The organism is Nitrosospira sp. TNL200 (genome assembly GCF_055386305.1).
The window spans coordinates 446,730-472,375 of the sequence record NZ_AP041003.1 but is presented as its reverse complement, the minus strand read 5'-3'; the positions used below and the strand labels follow the sequence as shown (position 1 = coordinate 472,375).

Annotated in this window: 25 protein-coding genes and 1 tRNA gene; 8 read left to right on the top strand and 18 right to left on the bottom strand. The window is 55.1% G+C overall.

Annotation, left to right across the window (positions count from 1 at the left end; all coding sequences use genetic code 11):
* Positions 1-275 precede the first annotated feature (275 nt).
* The 12 genes from ACZ5CE_RS02185 to ACZ5CE_RS02130 form a co-directional block, all read right to left on the bottom strand.
* Positions 276-1,436: a phage portal protein gene (locus tag ACZ5CE_RS02185; RefSeq protein ID WP_464576128.1), complete on the bottom strand. Its 1,161-nt coding sequence runs from the start codon at positions 1,434-1,436 to the stop codon at positions 276-278.
* Positions 1,418-1,999, bottom strand: coding sequence for an HK97 family phage prohead protease (locus tag ACZ5CE_RS02180; protein WP_464576127.1), 582 nt, complete (start codon positions 1,997-1,999; stop codon positions 1,418-1,420). The genes ACZ5CE_RS02185 and ACZ5CE_RS02180 overlap by 19 nt, the downstream gene beginning before the upstream one ends.
* Positions 1,999-3,225: a phage major capsid protein gene (locus ACZ5CE_RS02175; protein WP_464576126.1), complete on the bottom strand. Its 1,227-nt coding sequence runs from the start codon at positions 3,223-3,225 to the stop codon at positions 1,999-2,001. The genes ACZ5CE_RS02180 and ACZ5CE_RS02175 overlap by 1 nt, the downstream gene beginning before the upstream one ends.
* A 132-nt stretch (positions 3,226-3,357) precedes the next feature.
* Positions 3,358-3,759: a hypothetical protein gene (locus tag ACZ5CE_RS02170; RefSeq protein ID WP_464576125.1), complete on the bottom strand. Its 402-nt coding sequence runs from the start codon at positions 3,757-3,759 to the stop codon at positions 3,358-3,360.
* On the bottom strand, positions 3,756-5,297 hold the full coding sequence (locus ACZ5CE_RS02165) for a YfjI family protein (RefSeq protein WP_464576124.1): 1,542 nt from the start codon (positions 5,295-5,297) through the stop codon (positions 3,756-3,758). Before ACZ5CE_RS02165 ends, ACZ5CE_RS02170 begins: the two co-directional genes overlap by 4 nt.
* A gap of 16 nt (positions 5,298-5,313) precedes the next feature.
* Entirely contained in the window at positions 5,314-5,736 is a 423-nt protein-coding gene (locus ACZ5CE_RS02160; RefSeq protein ID WP_464576123.1) for a DNA primase, read from the bottom strand.
* The gene (locus ACZ5CE_RS02155; protein WP_464576122.1) at positions 5,733-6,095 is read right to left on the bottom strand and encodes a hypothetical protein; all 363 of its coding nucleotides are present in this window, start codon (positions 6,093-6,095) and stop codon (positions 5,733-5,735) included. Before ACZ5CE_RS02155 ends, ACZ5CE_RS02160 begins: the two co-directional genes overlap by 4 nt.
* On the bottom strand, positions 6,092-6,394 hold the full coding sequence (locus ACZ5CE_RS02150) for a hypothetical protein (RefSeq protein WP_464576121.1): 303 nt from the start codon (positions 6,392-6,394) through the stop codon (positions 6,092-6,094). The genes ACZ5CE_RS02155 and ACZ5CE_RS02150 overlap by 4 nt, the downstream gene beginning before the upstream one ends.
* Positions 6,395-6,666: 272 nt before the next feature.
* Positions 6,667-6,870 (bottom strand): helix-turn-helix transcriptional regulator, encoded by a 204-nt coding sequence (locus tag ACZ5CE_RS02145; RefSeq protein WP_464576120.1) that lies wholly within the window; start codon positions 6,868-6,870, stop codon positions 6,667-6,669.
* A 93-nt stretch (positions 6,871-6,963) separates the two neighbouring features.
* Positions 6,964-7,413, bottom strand: coding sequence for a hypothetical protein (locus ACZ5CE_RS02140; protein WP_464576119.1), 450 nt, complete (start codon positions 7,411-7,413; stop codon positions 6,964-6,966).
* A 9-nt stretch (positions 7,414-7,422) separates the two neighbouring features.
* The gene (locus ACZ5CE_RS02135) at positions 7,423-8,619 is read right to left on the bottom strand and encodes a tyrosine-type recombinase/integrase (RefSeq protein WP_464576118.1); all 1,197 of its coding nucleotides are present in this window, start codon (positions 8,617-8,619) and stop codon (positions 7,423-7,425) included.
* 179 nt (positions 8,620-8,798) lie between these two features.
* Positions 8,799-8,874 (bottom strand) — tRNA-Met (locus ACZ5CE_RS02130).
* 234 nt (positions 8,875-9,108) lie between these two features.
* On the opposite strand from ACZ5CE_RS02130, the gene ACZ5CE_RS02125 reads away from it, so the two are divergent.
* Entirely contained in the window at positions 9,109-10,278 is a 1,170-nt protein-coding gene (locus tag ACZ5CE_RS02125; protein ID WP_464576117.1) for a UbiH/UbiF family hydroxylase, read from the top strand.
* Between the two features lie 56 nt (positions 10,279-10,334).
* Complete coding sequence (locus ACZ5CE_RS02120) at positions 10,335-11,048, top strand: DsbC family protein (RefSeq protein WP_464577387.1); 714 nt, start codon at positions 10,335-10,337, stop codon at positions 11,046-11,048.
* A gap of 126 nt (positions 11,049-11,174) precedes the next feature.
* Here ACZ5CE_RS02120 and mltA read toward each other — a convergent pair whose 3' ends face one another.
* Complete coding sequence (gene mltA / locus ACZ5CE_RS02115) at positions 11,175-12,383, bottom strand: murein transglycosylase A (RefSeq protein WP_464576116.1); 1,209 nt, start codon at positions 12,381-12,383, stop codon at positions 11,175-11,177.
* A 41-nt stretch (positions 12,384-12,424) separates the two neighbouring features.
* On the opposite strand from mltA, the gene ACZ5CE_RS02110 reads away from it, so the two are divergent.
* The gene (locus tag ACZ5CE_RS02110) at positions 12,425-12,556 is read left to right on the top strand and encodes a hypothetical protein (protein WP_464576115.1); all 132 of its coding nucleotides are present in this window, start codon (positions 12,425-12,427) and stop codon (positions 12,554-12,556) included.
* Positions 12,557-12,721: 165 nt separating this feature from the next.
* Complete coding sequence (gene gdhA / locus ACZ5CE_RS02105) at positions 12,722-14,065, top strand: NADP-specific glutamate dehydrogenase (protein ID WP_464576114.1); 1,344 nt, start codon at positions 12,722-12,724, stop codon at positions 14,063-14,065.
* Between the two features lie 12 nt (positions 14,066-14,077).
* Here gdhA and ACZ5CE_RS02100 read toward each other — a convergent pair whose 3' ends face one another.
* Positions 14,078-15,442 (bottom strand): NAD-dependent succinate-semialdehyde dehydrogenase, encoded by a 1,365-nt coding sequence (locus ACZ5CE_RS02100; RefSeq protein ID WP_464576113.1) that lies wholly within the window; start codon positions 15,440-15,442, stop codon positions 14,078-14,080.
* Positions 15,443-15,591: 149 nt separating this feature from the next.
* Between ACZ5CE_RS02100 and ACZ5CE_RS02095 the strand changes: the two genes are divergently transcribed.
* From ACZ5CE_RS02095 to ACZ5CE_RS02085, 3 genes are read left to right on the top strand one after another with little or no spacing between them, the layout of a single operon-like run.
* Positions 15,592-17,529 (top strand): lytic transglycosylase domain-containing protein, encoded by a 1,938-nt coding sequence (locus ACZ5CE_RS02095; RefSeq protein WP_464576112.1) that lies wholly within the window; start codon positions 15,592-15,594, stop codon positions 17,527-17,529.
* On the top strand, positions 17,526-18,467 hold the full coding sequence (locus tag ACZ5CE_RS02090) for a complex I NDUFA9 subunit family protein (RefSeq protein WP_464576111.1): 942 nt from the start codon (positions 17,526-17,528) through the stop codon (positions 18,465-18,467). The genes ACZ5CE_RS02095 and ACZ5CE_RS02090 overlap by 4 nt, the downstream gene beginning before the upstream one ends.
* Positions 18,468-18,488: 21 nt before the next feature.
* Complete coding sequence (locus ACZ5CE_RS02085; RefSeq protein WP_464576110.1) at positions 18,489-19,748, top strand: multifunctional CCA addition/repair protein; 1,260 nt, start codon at positions 18,489-18,491, stop codon at positions 19,746-19,748.
* Positions 19,749-19,770: 22 nt separating this feature from the next.
* On the opposite strand, the gene ACZ5CE_RS02080 is transcribed toward ACZ5CE_RS02085, so the two are convergent.
* The 4 genes from ACZ5CE_RS02080 to ACZ5CE_RS02065 form a co-directional block, all read right to left on the bottom strand.
* A complete protein-coding gene (locus ACZ5CE_RS02080; RefSeq protein WP_464576109.1) occupies positions 19,771-20,418 on the bottom strand; it encodes a thiol:disulfide interchange protein DsbA/DsbL in 648 nt (215 codons plus the stop codon).
* Between the two features lie 65 nt (positions 20,419-20,483).
* Entirely contained in the window at positions 20,484-21,089 is a 606-nt protein-coding gene (locus ACZ5CE_RS02075) for an SPOR domain-containing protein (protein ID WP_464576108.1), read from the bottom strand.
* A 17-nt stretch (positions 21,090-21,106) separates the two neighbouring features.
* Positions 21,107-22,879 carry an arginine--tRNA ligase gene (argS, locus tag ACZ5CE_RS02070; RefSeq protein ID WP_464576107.1) on the bottom strand — a complete coding sequence of 591 codons (1,773 nt, stop codon included), beginning with the start codon at positions 22,877-22,879 and terminating at the stop codon, positions 21,107-21,109.
* Positions 22,880-23,033: 154 nt separating this feature from the next.
* Positions 23,034-24,266: a TIGR03790 family protein gene (locus ACZ5CE_RS02065; RefSeq protein ID WP_464576106.1), complete on the bottom strand. Its 1,233-nt coding sequence runs from the start codon at positions 24,264-24,266 to the stop codon at positions 23,034-23,036.
* Positions 24,267-24,491: 225 nt separating this feature from the next.
* Here ACZ5CE_RS02065 and ACZ5CE_RS02060 point away from each other — a divergent pair, with 225 nt between their 5' ends.
* The gene (locus tag ACZ5CE_RS02060) at positions 24,492-25,622 is read left to right on the top strand and encodes a rhomboid family intramembrane serine protease (RefSeq protein ID WP_464576105.1); all 1,131 of its coding nucleotides are present in this window, start codon (positions 24,492-24,494) and stop codon (positions 25,620-25,622) included.
* The last annotated feature ends 24 nt before the right edge of the window (positions 25,623-25,646 follow it).

Below are 25,646 nucleotides of genomic sequence, written 5' to 3'. Positions count from 1 at the left end.
ATTTGTTGATTCATTTGATTAAAACTTGATTATTTGCAAATAATCAAGATGTGCGTTTTATCAGGTAAATCAAAGTCTTTCTTTACCTTTTACTCCTGCCATTTGCTGAAACTTTTTGATTTAGTGCGCGAAATCAGGATGTTCTTTTTTACAATGAAATCATGATCTTGTTTTACTGTTGCGACTGTCATTTGCTGAAACTTTTCAAATAGGGAATTTTTTGTCTGCGTGAGACCCAGCGCGGTGTCCAAGGGTAGAGAACTCAGTGATTTCTTTCATAGCACCGGCTCAGTCTGGTTTAGCTTGGGCAGGTTCTCAAACTTCCTCACCTCATCAACAGTCAGCCATCCATCGGCTATCCCTTTGCTGTAGAAGTCAGCTCGATTGTTGCTATCGCCTCTCAGCAGTCCTTCAACGCTGTGCTCTGCGAAGTAGACTTGACGCGAGGCAGGGGTAAGCAGGGATGCGGATATCGCTTGTTCCCACATGGCAAGGTGCCGGCGCAGCGTATTCGTTATGAAAAACTTATTCATCTCCACGCTGTTGGAGTAGTTGGCCTCCTTCAGATCGCCTATGATGGTGGGCGGCACCCTGAATAGCCGGGCTATCTCTTCAACAGAAAACCTGCGCGCCTCGATCCATTGCGCATCTTCCATAGTCATGGTCACCGGGGTATACGTCCACCTCTTTCCATCCAGAATTACTATGCTGCCCGCGTTATCGATACCAGCATGCTTCTCGTTCCATCTATTACGTATATAGTCGAGCTTTTCCTCGGTCAGCGAGCTCTCAACATTAAGAATCCCTGTTAAGTAAGCGCCATTCTTGAAAACCGAATTTCCATGGTCACGCTCCGACAATCCAAGCTGGACTGTCTCCCTACTTTCTGCAATGGGAGATACCCCGGTCAGGCCATTGCTTGAACGGTGGCGCAAGTGGAATACTTCATGACGCAAGAGCCGCCTTACGCCTCCCTTTGCGTCTGACACGTCATAAGCAATATTGCCGTTATCAAGCTGTAAGGTGGATACCGATCCAGGCAGCAACGGCCTCAACTCGATCACCTGGCCATCGCTCCCGCGGATGATTTCGGCATGAGCATTACCACGTAGCAGTACCATGGCCATCAGCATTTCCCGAAACTCTAATGCGGTCTGAATCTCATTCGGCTGATCGTGCAATACACGATACAGGGGATGTTCAGGGGCGCGTTCCCTGCCATCGTCAGCCGTGCGCTTGTATAGAATCAGGGGAAGCGATGCGATGGTTTCAGAGATTGCAGAGACGCAGGCATAGACGGCAGACAGGCTTTCGGCCCTTGCTGGAGAAGTCCCGCCTGCAAGCAGAGGATGATTCCATGATGGGTCTTTTGCGTTATAGGCTCTACGCTCCAGGCCGATGATGTTGAGTGCTCGATCTACCAGATTCGGACGCATCGAGAACCCCACTCATTTTCATCATCCACGGTATCCAGCCAGAGGATGCTGGGTGACAATTGGCTTTTCTGCCACTCTTCCATGCTGCGCTTGGCTACCGAGGTATCGAGATAGGCGGGATTGCTGGTTATCGTGATCTCTTGCAGATCGACCACCAGAAGATCGCGTGTTAATTGTCCCGATCTCATATCCCAATGATCTCCATCCTTCGGCACCCGAAAGCCGAAGGAACAGCCGGAGATATCGCCTCTTTCTACAAGCGCCCCCAGGTCACGCGCATAGCTGGTGTCAGGCAGGGAGAGTTCAAAGTAAAGCCCCTTGGTATCCTCTGCCAGTGTCAGCGTACGCGAGCCGACACGCCCTAGAAGACGCTGTGGATCGTGTTCCAGGAGAGCGCGGATATTGTCGGGACTAGCAAGGGATTGGCGAAAGGCGCCGGGCAGGATGCGTTCAACGAATCCGCCCAGGTCCTGACTGTGGGAATTGTAAACTGCAGCGTAACCCGCAAGCTTGCCGGGAGAGGCTTGCAGCGCCCCTCCCGATCTTATTTCAAGCCCGTTCATCAGCTTACGACGATATCGTTTGCCAGTACGAAGGCTTCAGGATGCCGGATCAGGATATCGCAAGTAGCCATCGCACGAACCATCACGCCGCCGCGCGCATAAGCCGTGCTTTCGTATGGATTCACGAGGATATCAAGCTCGCTCCAGATGCCCAGCAATACCTGACTGAAATCACCCAGGATAAGCTGGCCCTTGGCAGTGGCAAGAGGTACCTGCTTGGTACTGTAAACCGGCAGATTCGCCATGCGCCCATTCTCCAGCAGATAGGCCGCGCCCGCGGTCGCGGATTTCAGCGTGGTCCGCAGCTTATCCGTAACCCCAGGAGAGGTCAGCCATGCGGTAGCCGTGCTGTTTGCCAGTTCGCTCTTGGCAATCATTCCGGATATGCCTGCCCAGCTCAGGGTAGCTAGTGATGCAGTCTGTATACCGACAGTCGGGATAATGCCGGTCGGCTCATTCGTGCCGCCGCCTTTGATAAGGGCGCTATCGATAGCGGCAGCCAGGGCAAAGGACATGTCGTCACGCAAAAGCTGCTCGATATCAGGAGAGGATTGCTGGATCAGCTGCCGGGACATTTCCGACAATGCCCCTACGTGCTTAGGACTGAGAGACTTGGCATCGTGTGTCAGGTCCGAAGCAGTGAGCGCACCATTCTCTGCAACCCATCCGCTTGTAACGCCGGTGCCGTAAGCAGGGATGGAAACGTCGCCATGCAAGCCGCTCAGTACGCGAACCCCGAGGGATCGGGCCAGCAGTTTGTTACGGAACGGCTCTATGAATTGATCAGGCCGGTAATCGGTAGGGACGATTTCAGGAGAGCTCGAGGTGGTATTGACCCGCTTTTCCAGTGCCGCCAACGGGACAAACACGCCGCCTGCTTTGCGCCCTGTGCGACGCTCGATTTCTTTCGAGTATTCGGCTTCAGCACCTGTGAGTTGACGTTGCTCCATGCCGGCGCGAATCACGCTCAGCAGGGAAACATTCTTTTCCAGATCGGCAAAGGATTTATCGCCGCTCACTGGCGTGCCTTTCATATTTCTCTCAGCTTCCACCAGAAACGATGCCCTGGCTTCCTGTCCTTCAAGATCGACTATCTTGGCTTTCAATGCGTCAAAACGGCTTGTTTCGTCAGCCGTCATGTTTCGTTTCTGAGCTTGAGCCGTCTCAACTAAAGCCCTCATTTCTGTCACAGCCAGCGCACGTTGCTCACGAAATTCATGTATCAATTGACACTCCTATAAAGTATATAAGTTAATGATAATAAATCACTAATATAACTTATACTCTTGTCTATTAAATATGTCAATATGCTTTTTCTATTTAAACGTCATGGGACTTCTTGGTACTCTGTGGGATAATCATGCTGCTGATGTTTGGGTATTCCCTCCCATTTCCTCGGCGTATTGCTCGATCACTTGCAAAAGTGCCATGCCGTCATAGTTTTTCCGAGGTATCTCCAGGTCGAAGACGGCAATCTTTCGAATCCCTACTGTCACAGTCACCGGGTCCGTAGTTGTATCGTCCACCACCACCGCATACTTGAGTTCCGGATTGCTTTCCAGCATGTCCTCTACTCGCTGCTGCCTGGTGTCGTTCGCCGCTTCCTCGATTTCGCCTTCCCAAGGGTTTGCTACTGCTACCGTTGCTACTTTTGCTACTTCTTCCGTCCATTCCTCTTGTTGAGTAGCAGGAGTAGCATGAGTAGCGGTAGCAACTCTTTTTTTCGAGTACTTTTTCTTCATCTCCGAAAGGATGCTCATGGAAGGTCTCCACTCAGTAGCGCGGGATTGATCTTGATAATGAGCCGCTTTTCCTCCTTTGATAGCTGTATCCGGTTGAGCTCCACGAGTTCTTTGATGCCAGCATCCAGTAGCGCTTTATCGCGGAGTGGCCCATGCCGGCGAACATGATTCTTTCCAATCAGGGTGACGCGTTCCCGCTTGCAGTATTCCAGCAGCCAGGTATCGAGCCGCACTGCATTGGCAATCTCTAGTGGCAAAGCCAGCTCTCCAAAGAAACGGCGGGATTCGTTCAGGTGCCATGCAACGATCAGGCTGGCAGATTCGAAAGACTCCAGACTAACCGCACCAATGCCATGCTCGAACATCTGAAACAGCGTTGCGAGCCGTGCCGCGTTGTCTGCGGCCTTGCTTGCCACATCGCGCACGTCGTACAGTTCCCCGCCACAGCGCAATTCGGATTCGATCCGGTTATGAAACTCAACCCATGCAGCCTTGGCTTCAGGTGTCAGAGTCAAAAGCGTCGGCTGCAAAACACCATCCTCATCGATTGGAACGTCACGATTAAGGATCGCGGCAATGCGCTGGTCGAATGCTGCGACATGCGGCCAGTTGTCCGGAGCTTCGGTAAAGAAGCGGGAGCCTTGTGTCGATTCCGGCCAAGCCACCAGGAATCGCGCAAGGAAACCCGTGCCTCTTGCCAGTACTCCGGATCGGTTGAAGAATTCGCGCAAGGTGGGATCTTGCACTTGCAGTCCCATGGTCAAGCGGGCGCCTCTCACGGTAAAGGATTCAGTGGATCTGCGATCAATGGTCAGGCTTGCACCATCCCACAGCAGATTGAGCAGCCCGAGGTTGCGCATGACGCTATCCTTGCCCATGCCATGCGAGCCGAAGACGATGCCGGCCTCAGCAGATATCACGCCACCGGATGGCCATTGCTGCGCGAGTCCATGGGCCAATGCTTCGGGTGTCGCATCGTTGTAACCCAGCCGCGGGACTCTCGGAGGCTCGGGCCTGTCGCGTTCCAGATCGCGCAAAGCAATTTTCATGGAGTCGGTCGGCTGTCCCGCTTTGGCAAGCTGGCGAATCTTTTCCTTGACGCCGCCGCATTCCGCTTCCCACGACCCCATTGCCGCTTTATGGTCCTTCAGTGGCTGTTTCGCGGCGTCTGCTTGTTGCTTCTCGTAATCCCGGATCGCTTTTGTGAAAAAGCCGTCGCAGGTGGTTTTTCTTTCGCCGCTGTCGGCAATGGTCAACAGGAATAATCCTATCGGTCCGGTCAGCTTTTCCGCCCGCTTAATATCTGCGTGAGCCTGCAGAGCGAGGGAGAGTGCCGATAGCGCGGAAGAGGCTACCAAGGGCAAGGGCGCCTTGACGAATCCGGCTACCTCTTCCACCGCCATGCGCACGGTGTCAGGAAGCGCCTCCACCGGGTAGGGCTCGGGCTGTACCTTGGATGATAGGGGCTGCGGATCGGGCCATTTCGGGACTTCGGGAATGCGCTTTATTACTTTCGTTAAAGGGCGGCTTGGAGCCTTTGCAATAATCTGATCCAAGAACGCGGCTCCTGCTTCAGCGGTAGCCATGGGTGACCTCCATTGCAGCGTTGATCCTGCCAGCGGCCACCATCAGCCGTTGCTTTTCTTCATCGGTTAATTGGATACCCTTTGCCATGTTGCTGGCCGATATCGCGACCAGCAGCGCTTCGAAGCTGATGCAGCGTAATACGTCAGTAGCAGGGAAGGCAGGGCGGACGGGCTTGCCGCGATCCGTCACCTTTTCGGGAAACAGGTCGGCAAAGGTTAATCCCAATGCATCCAGGATCTCTTGCGGGGAATCCCCGCCGAAGTCATGAATGAGAACGCGGCCATCATCCAGTTCCTTGATGGTCATGGAAGGGTGTTTATCGTCTCGGGTGGGACAGGATGCTATCCAGTGCCCCGCCCTGGTGCGTTTGACGTTACGGAGAAGGGATAGAAGCTTGTCGGCGGTCATGGTGCGGTCTCTTCAATTTCCCCAGCATGAAGCAGCGCTTGTCGTCGCTCCTCTTTTACCTCACTTTCATCCATGAGCGCTTCGGGCCTCCAGTTAAATTCATCTGGGGCCCCGCTTGCCATGGAGATATGGATATATTCCGCGATGACGGAAATGAATCCAATTTGAAATGAGGAAATAGCACCAAGGCTTTTGATGAACGTTGCCTTGATTTCATCCCGATCCCGAAAATAGCGCTCAACGGTGTTGTCGTTCGTCTCGGGATTATCGAAGCCACGGCGCTCTATCTTTGCTGCGGCCTGGAGCGCTTTAATGCAGGCGGCAGCGCCTTTACGAGATTCCAGCGTGGGCTTGTTCATCGACACACCTCTTCGCTGAGATATTCGTCTAATGCTCTGACCATTCCCCGCGCGAATGTGGGGCTCCTGTGGGCCTCTCCGAACGCATCCACGGCGTAATCCCTTCCCGAGTACATAGCCGCAATAGCGAATCCGATCAGCTCGCCGGCTTCTGCCTCGCGCAGCATCTCGCGGAGTTGATCAACGACGTCCTGATATACAGGGTTTGGAACAGTGGTAAGTTTGCGGATTGGAGTTACAGATGCCGAGCGCTGCGGTTTTGCGATAGGCGCGGACGCGCCTTTTGGTGTGCGTTTCATGGTGATGCTCCTATCTAAGCGGTTAATGTTTTCCGCTCTCCCGACGCCAATCGGGCGGGCGGACTCGTGCAGGTTGGCGTACCGGGATAGGACCGGCAGGGATTTCTCCCTCCCACACGAGCCACCCAAAAAGGGTGATCCATGAATGACGGACGTAAAAAAACCGCTCTGAGGCGGTTGTCCGCCTATCTTCCGAGACGCCAATCTCGACCGATGAATTACACCGGAAGGGAAAGCATAATCCCGATGAAATGCGGATGTCAAGGAATATGTCATGCCGCCGCCTTTTGAGTTGCGCGCGGGCGGCTATCTATCCAAGCCTGGATTTCGTCACTACGCCAACCGCAAGCGGCTTCACCTAGCTTTACTCTCGCGGGAAATTGGCCTAACGCTTCTAGGCGGTAAATCGATGAACGGGAAAGGCCGGTAATGCGGGATGCTTCCGGCTGCTTGAATATGCGAATTGAGTCTTGCACACTTGCCTCCTATAGAACTCCAACGCGCTCAAGGTGGCGTTGAAGGAGGCAGTTTTGCAAATGTGGGAGAGTTAAACAAAGCGGAAAAGCTGACTATTCCCGCCTTGACATTTTCTTTTTTTTCCGTTTCGGATAGATAATATCTCTCACAGCCGATTCAGATAATCCAATAGCTTCTGCTGTGTATTCAAGGGCCGCTTGGCTAGGAGAAAAGTCGCGCTTACCGCGTTTGGTCTCAAAAAATTTATCTATCTTAATAGAGTCTAATTTGCTGTTAAACATCTGCTTTACTGCTGTTTCTGAATAAATATTCTCCCAGGTTTTTTTGGGCAGCTTAATCCTGTTGAATAAAATATCTAATAAAAATTGCTTGGCATGATCTGGCAGCGGTTTACCATTCGAATCATGCAATCCCGCAATCTGTTCTTCCATAAATTTGGTGACGGCGCCTTTAAGCCAAAGGTCGCGAGAAACACTCCAAAGATGGTCTTCCCCATCTATAGGATCCTCTTTCATTTTGATTGTAATGTTGATTTTTTCCAAAGTAATTCCTTAAGAAATGATCTTAGGAACAACCTTGAGGCTATCCAGATAATCCGCCCATATCTGCATCATGGACCGCCGCTCCTTCAAGAATTTGGTTCGGTTATAGGCTGCTCCAAGAACATCCGGGACTTTGTGCGCCAACTGATGCTCGATCACTTCCGGTTTCTGGTGCAACTCTTCCGCGAGAATGGTTCGTGCCATTGCCCTGAATCCATGCCCGGTTATTTCGGTCTTGGTGTCGTATCCCATCCGGCGCAGGGCAGCATTCACGGCAGCATCACTCATCGGTCTTTTAGGATCACGCCCGGGGAAGACATATTGCCGATCTCCGGTCAATGCCCGAAGCTCACGCAGGACCGCCAGCGCTTGCGTCGCTAGAGGAACAGTCTGCTCTGTTTTGGTTTTGGAGACGAAATATCTCCATTCCGCTTTATCGAAGTCGATATCCTTCCACTCGGCGCGTCGTAGCTCGCCAGGACGCACGAACAGCAGCGGGGCAAGGGTAAGGGCACACTGAACAACGAAAGTGCCTCTAAAGCCCTGTATTGCGCGTAGAAGCTCTCCTACCTGTTCTGGGTCGGTAATCGAGGCAAAATGATTTGTTACGGTGTACGGAATGGCATCCTTCAGGTCTTGCGAAGGGTCTCGCTCTGCTCTTCCAGTTGCCACGGCATAGCGGAATACCTGCCCGCAATTCTGCTTGACGCGGTGCGCGGTATCCAACGCCCCCCGGCTTTCCGTTCGACGTATTACTGCCAGCAGTTGAGGTGGAGTGATGGTTGATACAGGTTCACCGCCAATCCAGGGGAAGACATTGTTTTCGAGACGCCTGATTGTCTTATCGGAATGGGAAGGGGCCCACTGAGGAGAAAACTTTGCAAACCATTCACGAGCGATAGCCTCAAAGCTGTTTGCTGCGCTTTCCTTGTGCGCCCGCTTGGATTGTTGCTTCACTACTCCAGGGTCAACCTGGTTCGCCAGCAGCTTGCGGGCATCATCCCGCCGGCTGCGTGCCAGACTGAGAGAGACATCCGGATAAACCCCGAAAGCAAGGCGCTTCTCCTTGCCACCAAACCGGTATTTGAACCGCCAGTATTTTGAACCAGTGGGCATTACTTCAAGGTACATGCCCCCACCGTCCGCCATCTTGTACGGTTTGGCTTCAGGCTTGGCTTTGCGCACCGCCATATCGTTTAATTTCATGGGGAATATCTATTTTGGGGGCATCAAAATCTGATTGGGGGCACATATGGGCAAATTATGCCCCCTTTTGAAGCTGGATTCAATGAAACAAGGTGGGGCGCAATAGGAGTAAAAACCAATGAAAAAGCCCGCTGTATGCGGGCTTCAGGGACTTCTTGGAACTTGGTGGGATGGGTACTTGGTAGCGAATCCCAGATTCGAACTGGGGACCAACGGATTATGATTCCGCTGCTCTAACCACTGAGCTAATTCGCCACACTGACACTACTTAGAAGCAGAATTTTGCCTCCAGGGAACGCCACTGTCAATATTGGCAAAAAATAATATTGTATTTCAAAGTGTTATTTGCATACCGGATTACCGGGAATTTATTCCATGGAGCGTTCCATCGAATATCCAGAAAGACCTCATTGTGTCGCTCACAGTCCCGTTTTGTAAACAGAATGCGCTCATACATTGAAAAGCATCCGTAATCTGTATAATGGCCTTATGAAATTCGACGTGGTTATCATTGGAGGCGGACTGGTGGGGGCAAGCCTGGCGCTTGCGCTTAAAGAAAGCGACCTCAAGATTGCATTGGTGGAACCGCGTTTGCCTTCCCCTCCTCCTGACGATGATAGCTGGGATGCCAGAATTTACGCCATCAGTCCTGGCAGCGCGCATTTCCTTCGGGACTGTGGCGCCTGGCAGGAGCTCGACAAGGCACGACTGGCCCCAGTCTATGAAATGGCGGTATTTGGCGATGATCCCGCTGCCCGTCTCGACTTTAGCGCATACGATATCGGATCGGCCGAACTGGCTTTCATCGCGGAAAATCGCCAGCTTCAAAATGCTGTCTGGAATACGCTGAAGCGGCAAGAAAAACATATCAGGATTTATTGCCCGTTGCAGTGCGCGGCAATCACGTGGACTGACACCCTCGCGGAAATTCAGCTCACCGATGGCAGTAGCGTGCAGGCTGCGCTGGTCGTGGGGGCGGACGGACTGAACTCGTGGGTGCGGGAGCAAGCGTCGATCAAAATTACCCGGCATTCCTACCAGCAGACAGGTGTCGTAGCCAATTTCAGAGTGGAGCATCTCCATCGGAATATTGCCTACCAATGGTTTCGCAGGGATGGCGTGCTGGCTTTATTGCCTTTGCCGGATGAGATGGTATCCATGGTTTGGTCTGCAAATGAGGAAAGAGCAAAAACATTGCTGGACTTGTCCGAAACGAAGTTATGCCAGGAAGTTGCGGACGCATCCTTCCGTACCCTGGGCGACCTGCAACTTGTCACGCAGGCGGCTGCCTTTCCACTTAATTTCCTGCATGTGAAAAGCCTGGTGCAGCCTCGCCTGGCGCTCATCGGTGACGCAGCGCATGGCATCCACCCCTTGGCGGGACAAGGCGTCAACCTGGGGCTGCGCGATGTGCGCGAACTTGCAGCTATTCTTGCCGATCGCGGAATGCAAACAGATTGCGGCGACTTCTTCCTGCTTCGCCGCTACGAACGTGCCCGGAAGGAAGATATTCTTGCAATGGAAACGGCCACGGACGGGCTGCACAGGTTATTCCAGAACGCCAATCCTACGCTCGTCCGCTGGCGTAATATGGGACTGGGAATCACCAATCGGCTGCCGTTTGTCAAAAACATGCTGATGCAGCACGCGCTGCACTGAATATCAAGGCAGGCAATAGCGCGACAATATTTTTTTCAATTTAGGTCAATCGAGTGATGCGCTTGAATTCCGTTTTTTTTCCGCTGCTGCTGGGCATGATGTCCGGCGCCGCCCATGCCGATGAAGCATCCCTGAGAAAGGCCTTGCTGGCCGATTTTCCCGGGGAAAAAATTGAAAGTGTAAAAAAAACACCCTATCTCGGACTTTACGAGGTGGTAGTGGGCGATGAACTGTTTTATACCGATGAAAACGCCAGTTTTCTCTTTTTGGGGCACGTAATCGATCCCAAAACCAAGCAAAGCCTGACCAGCGAACGCCTGCAGGAAATCAAGGACGCGAGGCGCATCAGCATGGACGAGCTGCCATTGGACCTCTCCATCAAGGCTGTCAAGGGCAACGGCAAGCGCAAACTCGTGGTTTTCTCCGACCCGAAGTGCCCGTATTGCAAGCGCCTGGAAAAGGAACTGGTAAAAGTCACCGACGTAACCATCTATACGCTGCTCTATCCTGTGCTGAACGGTTCGCTGCCAACCGCCACGTCGATATGGTGCTCGCGCGACCGTCTCAAGGCGTGGGACGACTTCATGCTGAGAGGTATTGCTCCGCCGGGGAAAGATTGCGAAACCCCGATCAACACGCTGGTTCAAACTGGACAGAAATACAGGGTGAACGGCACGCCCACGCTGATCTTCGCGGATGGCTCGGTTGTGCCTGGGATGATTACCGCTGAAGTGATAGAAAAAAAGCTGAACGCAGCGGCGCCAAAATAAACCAACAGCGCTTACGGGACGGCATGAGAGCAGGAAGCGGGGAGCGAAGGGCCTGCCGCCGCCCCTGATCCGTTGCGATTTTTCTTGAACGTATCCGGCTCCCCTGTTTGCTTGGTTGTCTGGCGTCTATTGAGCTTGCTGCATCTGAGGCGCCTGAGACGCCGGAGGTTCGGGTACGTAACCCATGGGCATCAGCACCCACAGTTTGCCTTGCTGCCTCATTTTCCCGGCCTGGTCCCCGGCTTCCGCACCGAACCCCCAGAAGAAGTCTGCGCGCACATTTCCCTTGATGGCGCCGCCCGTATCCTGCGCAACCATCAAGCGGGAAAGCTGCTTGTCCGTAGCAGGCCAGGTAGTGGCAAGAAAAACCGGCGCTCCTTTTGGGATCACGCGCGTGTCAACCGCCAGACTTCTGCCCGCAGTCAGGGGAACACCGAGCGACCCCAGGGGGCCGGACGCCCCGGTGGGGAGCTCTCGAAAAAAGACGAAACTGGCATTCTCGTTCAACAGCCCGGCCAGCTTGGCCGGGTTTCTCTGACCCCACGCCCTGATGCCCTGCATGGACGCCTCCTCCACGGATAGCTCGCCGCGTTCGACCAATAGTCTTCCGATCGACCTGTACGGATGACCGTTCTGCTCGGCATAACCCACTCTCGCCATCTCCCCATCCTCTAGTTTTAGGCGGCCCGACCCCTGAACCTGCAAGAAAAACAGATCCACGACGTCATCCACCCAAAAAAGCTCTTTGCCCTTGAGCCGCGCCGGCTCGCTTTCTATTTCCTTTCGGCTGTAATAGGGAACGACTTTGCGTCCTTCCAGGCGTCCGCGCAGCCTCATGTTTTTCAGCGCCGGATAGACGCCACCCAAATCGATTACAAGAAGCTCATCGGGCGTGGTATAAAGCGGGTATGGGTATTTGCCGGACGGCTTGCGGCTGCCTCTTAAAAGCGGTTCGTAATAGCCGGTGATGAGTCCTTCTCCGCTACCGTCCGGGTTCAGTACCTGATGCGGGACGAAATGGCTCTCGAAAAATTGTCGCAAGGCAGCGATATCTTCTCCCCGCATGGCATCCGCCTGCGCGCAGGTTTCCTGCCACAGCGCCTTATTTTTCAAGACATCGCAACTTTTCAGGAAGGCATCCCACGCTGGCACGATATCATCGTCGGCCCAGCCCGTGAGTGCGCTCCAGTCGGATGGCTTGAGCGCGATTCCAGACAGCGCAGCCTGCGGCGTGGCCGGGGCAACAGCCGCTCCGGTGGAAACGGAAGGAACAGTGGTGCAGGCGTGGAGCCATAATGAGGACACAACCACAAGAAAACTTAATTGGTTTTTCATCGAATATTGATTAAAGTTACATGAATTAAACTACACGAATCATGATCGACCCTATGTGGATACTACTGCTGGAAGCGGGGGTAGCGCTATCGCTACTGATTCTCATCGTCTGGTGGACCCGGCCGCGCAAAAAAAACGATGAGAACAAACCGGATGATGAAAAACAGGAATAAGCTCCGCAAAGACAGGACAACATGATAAATTAATAGTTCAAGCAGAATGCCTACCCGCCAAAACTTTGCGGCTACTGAATCATGCGTGCTGGAGAACAGGCCCGACTAAATACTGGCGATTCCTTGAGGAAGCGCTGATAAAATGTTTTGTTACGGGAGATAACAATGAGATACCAAAGCTTTCAAGAGCTCTGCAGTTATATAGCCGAGCGCAACCCGGGTCAACCCGAATATCTTCAGGCAGTGGCCGAGGTCATAGAAAGCCTGTGGCCTTTCATCACGGAAAACCCCCGTTACGCAGAACATGGCATTCTTGACCGGCTGATAGAACCAGAACGAATAATCATCTTCAGGGTGGCCTGGGTTGACGACCAGGGAGAGGTCAATGTCAATCGGGGTTATCGGATCCAGCACAGTTCGTCCATTGGTCCGTACAAGGGAGGCACCCGGTTTCACCCCTCCGTAAATCTTTCGATCCTCAAGTTCCTCGCGTTTGAGCAGACCTTCAAGAATGCGCTTACCACGCTTCCCATGGGAGGTGGAAAAGGGGGGGCGAATTTCGATCCGAAGGGGCGCAGCCAGGGGGAGGTGATGCGCTTCTGCCAGGCTTATATGAGCGAACTGTTCCGGCATCTCGGTTCCGACGTCGACGTTCCGGCAGGCGATATTGGCGTGGGAGGACGGGAAGTCGGATTCATGGCCGGAATGATGAAAAAGCTTTCCAACCGCTCCGATTGCGTTTTCACCGGCAAGGGCCTGAGCTTTGGCGGCTCCCTGATTCGCCCCGAAGCGACGGGTTATGGCACCGTATATTTCGCTGAAGAAATGCTGAAACGTACAGGACGTTCGCTCCAGGGGTTGCGTGTTTCCGTCTCGGGCTCGGGCAATGTCGCTCAATATGCAGTGGAAAAAGCAATGGCCCTCGGTGCCAAAGTCGTCACGGTATCGGACTCCAGCGGCACGATAGTCGATGAGGACGGTTTTACCAGAGAAAAATTGACCGAATTGATGAACGTGAAGAATAACCTTTACGCCCGCATCAGCGAGTATGCGGAGCGGGTGAAAGCGACATTCGTTCCGGGAAAGCGCCCCTGGCACGTGCCGGTGGACGTGGCGCTGCCCTGCGCAACCCAGAACGAGCTGAATGAAGAAGATGCGGCGACGCTGGTCAAGAACGGCGTAATCTGCGTCGCGGAAGGCGCCAACATGCCCTCTACGGCGGAAGCAGTGAAGCTTTTCGAGCACCATCGGATTCTGTTCGCGCCGGGCAAAGCCAGCAACGCCGGCGGAGTGGCAACTTCAGGCCTCGAAATGAGCCAGAATGCCATGCGCCTCTCCTGGCCAAGAGAGGAAGTGGATGCCAGGCTGCTCGAAATCATGCAGGCCATTCATCAGGCTTGCCTGCGATATGGCGAGCGCAAGGATGGAAGCATCAGCTACGTGGACGGCGCGAATGTAGCAGGATTTGTGAAAGTCGCGGATGCGATGCTGGGCCAGGGCGTGATCTAGCAGTTTTGCAAGCTATCTTATCCACATCGTCTTGATATTCGAAAATTCCCGAATGCCGTGATAAGACAGCTCCCTGCCAAAACCGGACGCTTTGGTGCCGCCGAATGGCAGGCGTGGATCGGACCGCACCATCCCGTTTATAAAGGTACACCCCGCCTCGATCTCGCGTGCGATTTTCTCGGCGTGCATGGAATCCCGGCTCCAGATGCTGGAGCCGAGGCCAAAACGCGTATCGTTGGCGATTCGAATTGCTTCTTCTTCATCGGCAGCACGGATCACGGCGGCAACCGGTCCGAATAATTCCTCGTGATAAGCGCGTGTCTTTGCTGTTACCCGATCGAGTATCGATGGCGGATAAAACGCCCCTTCGCCCGAAACCGGCTTGCAACCAAGAACCACCTCCGCTCCTTGCTCTATTGAGTCCGTTACCTGCCGGTGAAGATGCTCGCGTAGATCGAGGCGAGCCATCGGACCCATTTGCGTTGCCTCGCTGGCGGGGTCGCCCACTTTCAACTCGGCCGCTTTCCTGGAAAACAGGGACAGGAACTCATCAGCAATTTCGGCAACCGGAATGATACGCTTGGCGGCTATGCAGGATTGACCGCAGTTCTGGAAGCGCGACCTCACCGCAAAGCTCGCGGCCTGTTCAAGATCGGCATCCTTCAGTACGATGAACGCGTCCGATCCTCCCAGCTCCAGCACACATTTTTTTAAATGCTGCCCTGCATGGGAAGCAACCTCGCGCCCGGCGTTTTCCGACCCGGTCAGCGTTACCGCATGCACATGGCGGCTTGCAATGGCTCCAGCCACATCCGCCGCCTCTATCATGAGCGTGGTGAAAACATGCTCGGGAAATCCCGCGTCGCGGAACAGCTGTTCCAGCGCCAGGGCGCACTGCGGGACATTGGAAGCATGCTTGAGAACGCAGGCATTGCCTGCCATGAGAGCGGGTGCGGCGAAGCGGATGACTTGAAAAAACGGAAAGTTCCACGGCATCACCCCCAGCACGACGCCGAGCGGATCATACAAGACATAACTCCTGCCTGCGTCCGTCTGCACCATTTCAGTCTGTATGAAATGTTCTGCATGCACCGCATAAAAATCGCAGGCGAGCGCGCATTTTTCCACCTCGGCGCGCCCCTCACGCAAGGACTTGCCCATTTCGAGAGCCATCAGGCGGGCATATTCATCGACGCGTTCATGGAAAAGCACAGCGGCGCGATTCATTCGTTCAACGCGCGCGCCAAACGCCATTCGTGACCACGCATGCTGAGCCCGGGAAGCATCCTGCAACGCTTCGGCCAGACGATGGCTATCCCAGCTGGGGTAGGTTTTCAGGGTGGTGCTGGTAGCGGGGTTGAGGCTGATATAGGGCATGATATGCTATTCTTCCCAGTTAGGTGTCCAATGTCGTGTATCGAAGTCCGAGGGTAGTTCTCTGCTGAAAGTAAAATGGGTGACGTGAGAGATTGCCTTCGCGCTTCCCCGCCAGGCTATTTACGTAAATTAATTAGGTGTGGCAAGTTATGAGAAAGTTTCTTGTGGGGTTGTTTTTGGTGATTCACGCCGGAACCTCGACGGCTGGCCAGGAAGCTAACTTCGTGGCGATGCGGAAAGCGTTCCTGTCGGGCAATGCCGGTCACGTGATCGTATACGGCCAACGCTTGCAGGGGCATGCACTGGAGCCCTATGCAGCCTACTATCGGCTCCGCGGCGCCGTTATCAATCTCGATGCCATCAGGAAGTTTATCAGTCGCTATCCGGACAGTCCACTCAGCGACCGTCTTAGGAGCGATTGGCTGAAGGCCCTGGGAAAGGCGCAGCAATGGGAGCTATTCGCAGAAGAATACCCCAATTTGATCAGCGGGGATATGGAGCTCACCTGCTATTCGCTGCAACAGCGCCTGGCCGCCCAGGACCGCAAAGGGTATGAGGAAGCCCGCCCATTGTGGTTCAGCGCGCGCGATCTCCCGGAAAGTTGCACCCCGCTATTCAAGACGCTGATGAGCGCAGATGTTCTGACGACGGAGGACATCTGGGCGCGACTGCGGTTGACGCTGGAAGCGGGCAATGTAGGCGTAGCCAGATGGATCAACGAATACCTGCCGGAAGGCCAGGGTCTCAGTGGCCGCAAGCTGGCCGCCGCGACAGATAATCCACTACGCTACCTGGAATCACAGCGGCATTCCATAAAGACCCGGGGCGACCGTGAAATCGCCCTTTTTGCCATGCTGCGCCTTGTTCGGAACGGTCCCGACCAGGCATACGCTTATTGGCCACGCCTGCGCGGGAACTTCAGTGAGAAAGATCATGCTTACTTCATGGCGCAACTTGCCGATCAGGCGGCACGCAGGCTTCACCCGAATGCACTGAGCTGGTTCGCGGAAGCCGCGAAAACCCGCAGTCCGGCTGTACTGACAGACGATCAGCTCGGATGGAAAGCGCGAACCATGCTGCGCGCCGGAGACTGGGATACCGTATTGAATACCATCGATGCCATGTCTCCCCGGGAACAGCGCGCGGGAGTATGGCGTTACTGGAAAGCCCGCGCTTTGAAAGCCGCAGGCAAAACCACCGACGCCAATGCCATCCTTGCCCCACTAAGCAATGAGCATAATTTTTACGGGCAACTGGCGGAGGAAGAACTGGGCGTGGCCATCGGTCCCTCATCCGCGCCCCACAAAGTCACACCGGCCGAAATTGCCGCAATCGAACGCTTGCCGAGTATTCAGCGGTCGCTCATCCTGTATCGGTTGAATCTCCGCCCCGAGGCGGCGCTTGAATGGGCGTGGGCAATAAAGGATCTGGACGACCGCCGGCTGCTCGCTGCAGCTGAAGTCGCCCGGCGCAAGGGCATTTATGACCGGGCCATCCACACCGCCGAGAAAACCGTGCAACATCACGACTTCAACCTGCGTTTTCTTACTCCTCACCGCGATACGCTACGCGGCATCCTGAAACAGCAGGAACTGGACGAAGCATGGGTATATGGACTCATTCGGCAGGAAAGCCGCTTCATGTCGGATGCACGGTCCAGCGCCGGCGCGATGGGTCTCATGCAATTGATGCCGGGAACCGCGAAATGGGTGGCAAAAAGACTTGGCATGAAGAAATACCGCAATGCCCTTGCCACCGAAGTGAATACCAATCTCAAGCTGGGCACCTACTACCTCAAACATGTCCTGACCATGTTCGACAACCAGCCGATGCTTGCTTCCGCCGCCTATAATGCCGGCCCCAGCAGAGTGGGGCAGTGGCGCGACGAAAAGGCGATGGAGGGTGCCATTTACGCGGAAACCATTCCCTTCAACGAGACGCGCGACTATGTAAAAAAAGTAATGAGCAATTCCATGTACTATGCCAGCACGCTCGGCCATCGAGTAAAACCGCTGAAGCAGCGCCTCGGAATTGTGGCATCGAACCAGAACGTGGAAAAAATGGCGAAAGAAGATGTTGGGCCATGAGTATCGACAAGATCTGCATTTTCGGTGGCAGTGGATTTGTGGGAAGGCATCTCGCCAACCTGCTCGCTTCCAGAAAAATTCATCTGCGCATTCCCACGAGGCATCGGGAACGTGCCAGGGCGCTTCTCGTGCTTCCCACGGCCGACGTAGTGCAAGCCGATGTATACGATGACAGCCAGCTCGAGCGCCTGGTCAGCGGCATGGACGCGGTCATCAACCTGATTGGCGTCCTGCACGGCGACTTTCACGCGGCCCATGTTGAACTGCCCCGAAAAATTGCGGCCGCGTGCGCTCGCAATGGCGTAACCCGCCTATTGCATATGAGCGCGCTGCATGCCGGTCCCGATCGCCCAAGCCGGTATCTGCGCTCGAAGGGGGAAGGTGAAAAGGCGGTGGCAGAGTCCGGCCTTGTCGCCACCGTTTTCAGGCCATCCGTCATTTTCGGTCCTGGTGATGCTTCGATCAGCTTGTTCGCACGGCTGGCGGGTTTCCTGCCGGTAATGCCGCTGGGATCGCCCGGCGCGCGCTTCCAGCCCGTTTTCGTGGAAGACGTGGCGCGAGCATTTGCCGACAGCCTCGATGCATCCCATACTTTTGGCCAAAGCTATGCTTTATGCGGTCCCCGCTCCTACACCCTGCGGCGGCTGGTGAAATACGCGGGACACATAACGGGGCATGATCCCGCCATCATCGGGCTGAATGACTCTCTGTCCTATCTGCAGGCGCTGGTGCTGGAATGGCTGCCTGGCAGGCTCATGACAAGGGACAATTATTACTCGATGAAAGTCGACAACGTCTGTTCCCCCGGCAATGGCAATAACCTCGAGGCGATATGGAATATCAGGCCCACGGCGCTGGAGGAAGTGGCGCCGCTTTACCTGGCGCAGCGTACGCCGCGCAACCGGTACCAGCGCTTGCGCGACCGGGCCCGGCGATAGTGCTCGTCGAATTCATCCGCGATGAAGACTTATCTGGTTGGCGGCTCGGTACGGGATGAAATTCTAGGTCTGCCGGTAACGGACCATGACCATGTCGTGGTGGGATCGACGCCGGAAGAAATGGTGCGGCTGGGCTACCGGGCGGTGGGTAAGGACTTTCCCGTTTTCCTTCATCCCGAAACCCATGAGCAATACGCCCTGGCTCGCACCGAGCGCAAGATATCGCGCGGGTACAAGGGTTTCGAGGTCTATGCCTCGCCGGAAGTTTCGTTGCAGGAGGACCTTGCGCGGCGCGATCTCACCATCAATTCCATCGCCAGGGATGAGAATGGCAACATCATCGATCCATTCGGGGGAGTAGCCGATCTTGAAGCCGGATTGCTGCGGCATATAGGCCCGGCCTTCACGGAAGATCCGGTTCGGGTGCTGCGCACCGCCCGTTTCGCCGCTCGTTTCGGTTTCCGCATTGCGCCAGAAACGCTGACGCTCATGAGCGAAATGGTGCATAACGGCGAAGTCGACGCGCTGGTTCCCGAACGCGTCTGGCAGGAGTTTGCCCGCGGCCTCATGGAGCACAAACCTTCCCGCATGTTTTATGCTCTGCGGGAGTGTGGCGCGCTCACCCGCCTGATGCCGGAAGTGGATGCTTTGTTCGGCGTGCCCCAACCACCGCAACACCACCCGGAAATCGATACCGGCGTGCACGTGATGATGGTCATCGATCACGCCGCGTGGAAAAATTATTCCCTCCCGGTGCGGTTCGCCGCCCTTACCCATGACCTTGGCAAAGGCACCACGCCACCGGAAGAATGGCCGCGCCATATCGGCCATGAAGCGCGCAGCGTCAAACTGGTAAGGGAGCTATGCGAGCGCATCAGAAGCACAAACGAAGCCCGGGATCTGGCATTGCTGGTTGCACGCTACCATGGAGACGTCCACCACTCGCTCGAGCTGAGGCCATCGACCATCGCCGCCATGCTTCAGGCGGTGGATGCTTATCGCAAGCCGCAGCGGTTCGAAGAATTTCTACAGGCTTGTGCATGCGATTTTCATGGAAGGCCGGGTTATGCCGAAAAACCCTATCCGCAAGCTGAACGCCTGCGAATGGCGTTCAGCGCGGCGAGAAGCGTGGACGCGGGCGCAATTGCCGCCGTGCTGGCCAGAACCGTCCAAGATCCCACACGCCTGCCCGCGGCCATCAATGCCAGAGTGAGCAAGGCGCGCATTGCCGAAATAAAGGCGCAGCGGCCCTGTAGCGAACTTACCACGCACCGGATTTAGGTTCAAATACCATGACGCCTTGCTACTTCGATCCGCGCTCCTTGCGTACTTTTTCTATCAAGGCAGTTGCCGTATTGATGGTATCCTGAGGAGTGCCGCCCATCCTTCCGCTGGTAAGGTATTTACCATCCACCACCACCGATGGAACACCAGAAAGCCCATAATCCTTAGACAGGTGCGTTGCGCGGGATACCTGGTTCTGCACGGAAAAAGAATTGTAGGCGTCGATGAATTTCTGGCGGTCCAGTCCCTGCTTTGCTATCCAGTTGAACAACACGTCATCCTTGGTCAGGTCGATCCCGTCCCGATGAATTGCGTCATAAACCTTGTCATGCAGTTTCTCCCGTTCGCCAAGCGCATCCAGTGCGTAGAAGATTTTTGCCCCAGGGATCCAGTTGGGGCGAAAAACAGCAGGAATATAACGGAAACTGACATCCTTCGGCTTATCCTTCAGCCATGCCTTGATATAAGGATGCAGGTCATAACAGTGCGGGCAGCCATACCAGAAGAACTCGATAACCTCTATATTATTACCGCTATCCGTGGTTTTCGGATGTTTCAGAACCGTGTAATCCCGCCCCTCGACAATTTCGGCCGAGGCTCCGGAAATACCAGCAATGCCCGTGCCGAGAAACAAAAGAACTACCGCAAGCAAACGCATGGGGATCATGTTTTCTCCTTGAATGGGTGAACCGATGCTGATGAGGCATACTGCGCCAGCCAGGGGTTATCTTCTTACTGTCTGCCTTCGTGGACCTTGATGAGACTGCTCTGCACACCGTTTTGCTGCAATGAAGCCTGAGCCTGCTTCATATCCTCGGTACCTGTGAAAGGACCCACCCGCACGCGATGCCAGATGCCTCTCCCCGGCAAATCCGCAGCCTGGACGAATGCCTCCACTCCCAGCATGGCAAGCCTTGCTTTCAGATTGTCGGCATCCTCCGCTTTCTGGAATGATCCCGTCTGGAGAAAATACCTGTCGCCGGATGAAGCATGCTGCTCCGCTTGCTTGAACTGCTGTTCCGTTACGGCTTCTTCACTGTTCGGCAGGATTTTGTAGAATTCGAAACGGGGTTTGCCATCGGTTGCTTTGCCGTTTTTCTCGCTCCCGCCGGAATTCTGCGCACTCTTTTCGATTTGATTGGCGGTCCCCTTACCCGGCGCGCTCTCCACGACCTTTTCATTCCCAATGAATGGGCTGGGCGACTTGTCTATATACATCCATATGGCAATGGCACTCAGAAGTCCGAGCGCGTAGCCAGTAAACAATCCAAACAGAAAAGCACCCCTGCTTTTGTCGGATACTTGAGAATTCGTCGAAGTCTTATAATCGCGGCTCATGTACATGTGATACTCCGCTACATTTTTTCAGGCGCGCTTACGCCAAGAAGATCCAGTCCGTTGCTCAACACCTGGCGGATCGCTGCTATCAGCGCCAGGCGGGCAAGCCGCAAGGGAACGTCCGGCACGAGAAAACGGGTAGCATTATAGTAGCTGTGGAACTCCCCCGCCAATTCCCGCAAATAAAACGCGATCAGATGAGGAGACAACTCCCTGGCTGCCGCCTCCACTGTGTCGGGGTAATCTATCAGTTTTTGCAACAGCGACAGCTCTGCGGCACCGCTGAGCAAGGACAGATCCGCGGTGACCAGAATCGCGCTGTCCTCCCCCCATTGGTCGAGCACGCTGCAGACCCGGGCGTGCGCGTATTGTATGTAATATACGGGATTTTCGTTACTTTGCGACTTGGCCAGATCCAGATCGAAGTCCAGATGCTGGTCGCTTTTACGCAGGACATAAAAGAATCGAGCCGCGTCATTTCCCACGTCCTGGCGCAAAGCGCGCAAGGTAACAAACTCTCCGGAACGCGTGGACATGGAGGCTTTTTTCCCGTCGCGATAAAGGACAGCGAACTGCACCAGGGCGATCTCGAGCTTCGACGGATCGAGCGCCAGAGCCTGCATCGCTCCTTTCACGCGGGGAATATACCCATGGTGATCAGCGCCCCAAACATCGATGACGCGGTCGAAGCCGCGCTCGAACTTGTTGAGGTGATACGCGATATCGGATGCAAAATAGGTATATTGCCGGTTTTCGCGTTGCAGCACGCGATCCTTTTCGTCACCGAAAGCGCTGGAACGGAACCATCTGGCGCCGTCCTGCTGATATAAATAGCCGCCTTTCTCGAGCAGGTGAACCGCATCCGCCACCTGCCCGCTGTTGAATAGCGATTGCTCGGAAAACCAGGCGTCGAAAACCACCCCAAACTCCATCAGATCATTGCGGCAGTCTCCCAGTTGCTCCGCAAGAACAAAATCGTGAATATAAGCGTAATCCTCCCCAAGCAGTTTTTTCGCATTGACGATGAGGCTGTCGAGCTGCGCCTCGGCATCAGGCTCGGCATCCTCGCCACCGCTCTTTTCATGGGAAAGGGCTTCGAGCAGCAGCGCGGGTTCATGCACGTAACGCCCTCCGTGCGCCTTGTGGATCAGCCGTGCCATGTCTCGAACGTATTCTCCCTGGTAGGCATTCCCGGGAAAAAACGTGGCAACGCCATTCAGTTCAAGGTAACGCAGCCAGGTGGAAAGCGCGAGGATATCCATCTGCCGCCCTGCATCGTTGACATAATACTCGCGCCAGACAGCGTAACCGGCTGCGTCCAGCACGTTCGCCAGGCTGGCGCCATATGCTGCGCCACGCCCATGCCCCACATGCAAAGGGCCCGTGGGATTGGCGGAAACAAACTCGACCTGAACCTTTGCGCCCTTCCCAAAAGTGCCGTGGCCGAATTTTTTTCCGCTCTCCAATATATGGCGCGGGTACTGCTGCTTGACCGAGGTCTTGAGAAACAGATTGATGAATCCGGCGCCCGCCATTTCGACCTTTTCCAGATAAGGCGAAACGGAAAGCGCATCGATAAGCAGCCCGGCGATATCGCGCGGATTCTGGCGCTGCAGCTTGCCTAGCTGCATTGCGAGATTGCAGGAATAATCACCGTGGCTGGATAGCTTTGGGCGCGCAAACTCTATCGGCAGGTCCAAACCAGAACTCAACATCGACCTTGCACTCAGGACGTCCTGCAGAATTTCGGTAAAGTGGGATTTGAGGTGGAGCTGGGTTTTCGAAAGCATGCTGCGCAGCAGAAGACAGTTTGAAGACAACTATTATATAAGATACTGTCGCGAGTTTGATCGTCCCTGTGATCAAACGGGAGATTGAAGAAAAATGGCACTGGCGAGGCACGCCAATCGCTCACGACGCATCGTTGAGCGATCCCGCGCATGCTTACCACCGCAATCTCAGATACCCATCCGCTTCAGTGAAACGGAATCGCACGATGTTGACGCCCCGATGGAGAAGGGTCTGCCGCGCAAGAGGCTTGAATGGCCCGGCCGCTGAGCGCGATCGCTCCATCCGCAGCCTCGTTTCACGCGGAGAAAAAATTTGCAATTCATATCGCCCGGTCTCGATTTCACGCAGCCGCGGAGCAAATGGCTGGGCCAGCGGCTCGCCCACGAACACACCCTCTCCAGGCCAGGCCACACTCTTCCAGTAGGCCTCGATGGCGCTTGCGCCAAGCGCGTAATGAAACATGGCTATGCCCGGAACAGGAAACTTCTGAACATGGTTGCAGGGCTCCACTACGGTGCCGTAGCTGGCTGTGGCCCCGGCCTCCAGCCAGCGCAGGCTGCTCATCTGGTTTGAATCGGTCAACTGGCCGCCGGATGAAGTCAAATGATCTGCCAGCGCGCCGGGCAGGAAATCGAGCGTATCGAGCAGAGGAACGCTCTCTGCTCCCGTGAAATAGAAAAGCACGTCGTGGCGATCGCTGAGCGCGTCAACTTCGAGAATCTCCACAGGAAAAACACCCGCAAATAGTTTTGCGGTCTGCTCGAACTGGGCGGATCTCACACTGCGCATTTTGTCCGGTGTTATCACCAGGTAGGCGCGTCCCTGGGGAAAGCTGCGATCCGAGGAAATACCGCGGTCTATCAGCTCCCTGATCTGCTCGAAATTGATTCCCGCGAGCATCATTGCCGGACGCAACCCTTGGTCCCGCGCCGGATAAAGCGTGGTGGAACTGTAGTAGGCACTGGGGGCGGTCGGTCCGCATCGGATCGAACAGTAGCGTTCATCGAAACCAAAAGCCAGTGCCGAAGTCAGCGACATGCAATCCACGCGGTAGGGGGCGGTCCAGGCGACCGCATAGGCTTGCACATGCGCCGGTGTGTTGCGGTCTATCCTCTCCTTGATCTCAAGAAAATCTTCCTTCGAAATACTGCTCCGGCCGGGTTCAAAGCGAACATGGATCATGTTCGCCTGCGGGATGTGCCGCATTTTCTGGTAATAATCACCGACACGGCGAGAGAGCGGGTCGGAATCATTAATGACAACCGCAACATCATCGGGCGTGAGGCTCGTGCGCGGCAATTCTATCCGCTTCTGGGTCTGCGCCTGGGCGGTTGCGGGCCATGCAACCGACAGTGCGACGGTCAGAATGGCAATCAAGGCTTGCATGCGGCCTTCATGATAGGAATGGTAACGAAATGGGATAGAGATGGTCAGGAACTCCCTGGCTTTGGAAGGCGGCGCTTCGCCAGGGACTTGTTAATCAAAAGCCTCCGACCGGCGGCAGCAGCAATTTCAGATCCTCACGAAGTAATCCCAAAGGGAGTAATCCCGAAGAGGCTGGTATCCATCTCGTGCATAATAACGGCTCGGGAAAAACCAGTCCACCGGCCAATGCAGCCTCTCCACGAACTCCTTCATCGGCGTGTACCGCAAATACCGGTCACTAGGCTTCTGATAGCGAGCAATTTGATCATCTTCGGCGCAATGCTCGCCGGGGGGGCGAGCTTGTGGCATTCCTCCAACACCGTGCAACTGGCGTGGGGAGCGAATTTCGGACCGGCCACGCAGGACGGGGAATGGTGGCGTCTTGGCAGCGCCATGTTCCTCCATTTCGGCGTTATTCATCTCACGCTCAATCTCTGGGCGCTCTTGGACGCAGGGGAACTGGTGGAGCGCATGTATGGGCATGCCCGGTTTGCCGCCATTTATTTCGCAGGGGGACTTGCCGGCAATCTGTTGTCGCTGGTTGCGCATAAAGGCCTGGCGGTGTCCGGAGGGGCCTCGGGAGCCATTTTTGGCATGTATGGCGCGCTGCTGGTTTTTCTGTGGCATGAACGCGCGAATCTTCATCCCGAAGAATTTCGCTGGTTCTTTTGGGGGGCTTCGGGTTTCGCGGTCGTCACCTTAATTCTGGGGCACTTCATCGCGGGTATCGATAATGCCGCGCACATTGGCGGATTTTTGACCGGGATGCTCGCCGGCATAGTGTTCGCGCAGCCCGGCGCAACAAAGGAAGCGAAGGAAACGTCCCTTCGCAGCCGGTTGTTGGCGGCAGCAGCCGTTGCGCTTTCGATCGCCGTCCTTATCAGCCAGATACCGAAACCCGCCTACCGATGGAGCGAAGAACTGCAGGCGCGCAAGGAGATCGGGGAATTCCTGCAGGACGATATCGCGATAACAAGGGACTGGCAAAGCATCCTCGATGAGGGAGCGCACGGCAACATCTCGTTCGAAGAAATGGCGGGGCGGATAGATACGGCAGTGGGCGATCGCTACGAGGAAAGTTTTGAGCAACTTACGCACTCGCCGCACGATCCGGATCTTCCTTCCGCCTCGAAAGTGGATAGGCTGCGCCAATATGCCGAACGCCGCAGGGATGCTTCCCGCGCGCTTGCCGAAGGATTGCGCGCCCACAAGCCCGAACAGATTCGCGATGCCATGGAAATGGCAAAGCAGGCGCCCCGGCTGATCGAATCCGGCCGCCCCGATGCCCGAAAGCCGGAAAAAGGAAATCGGGATTAATCAGGGCGAACAGATGCCAGCCAT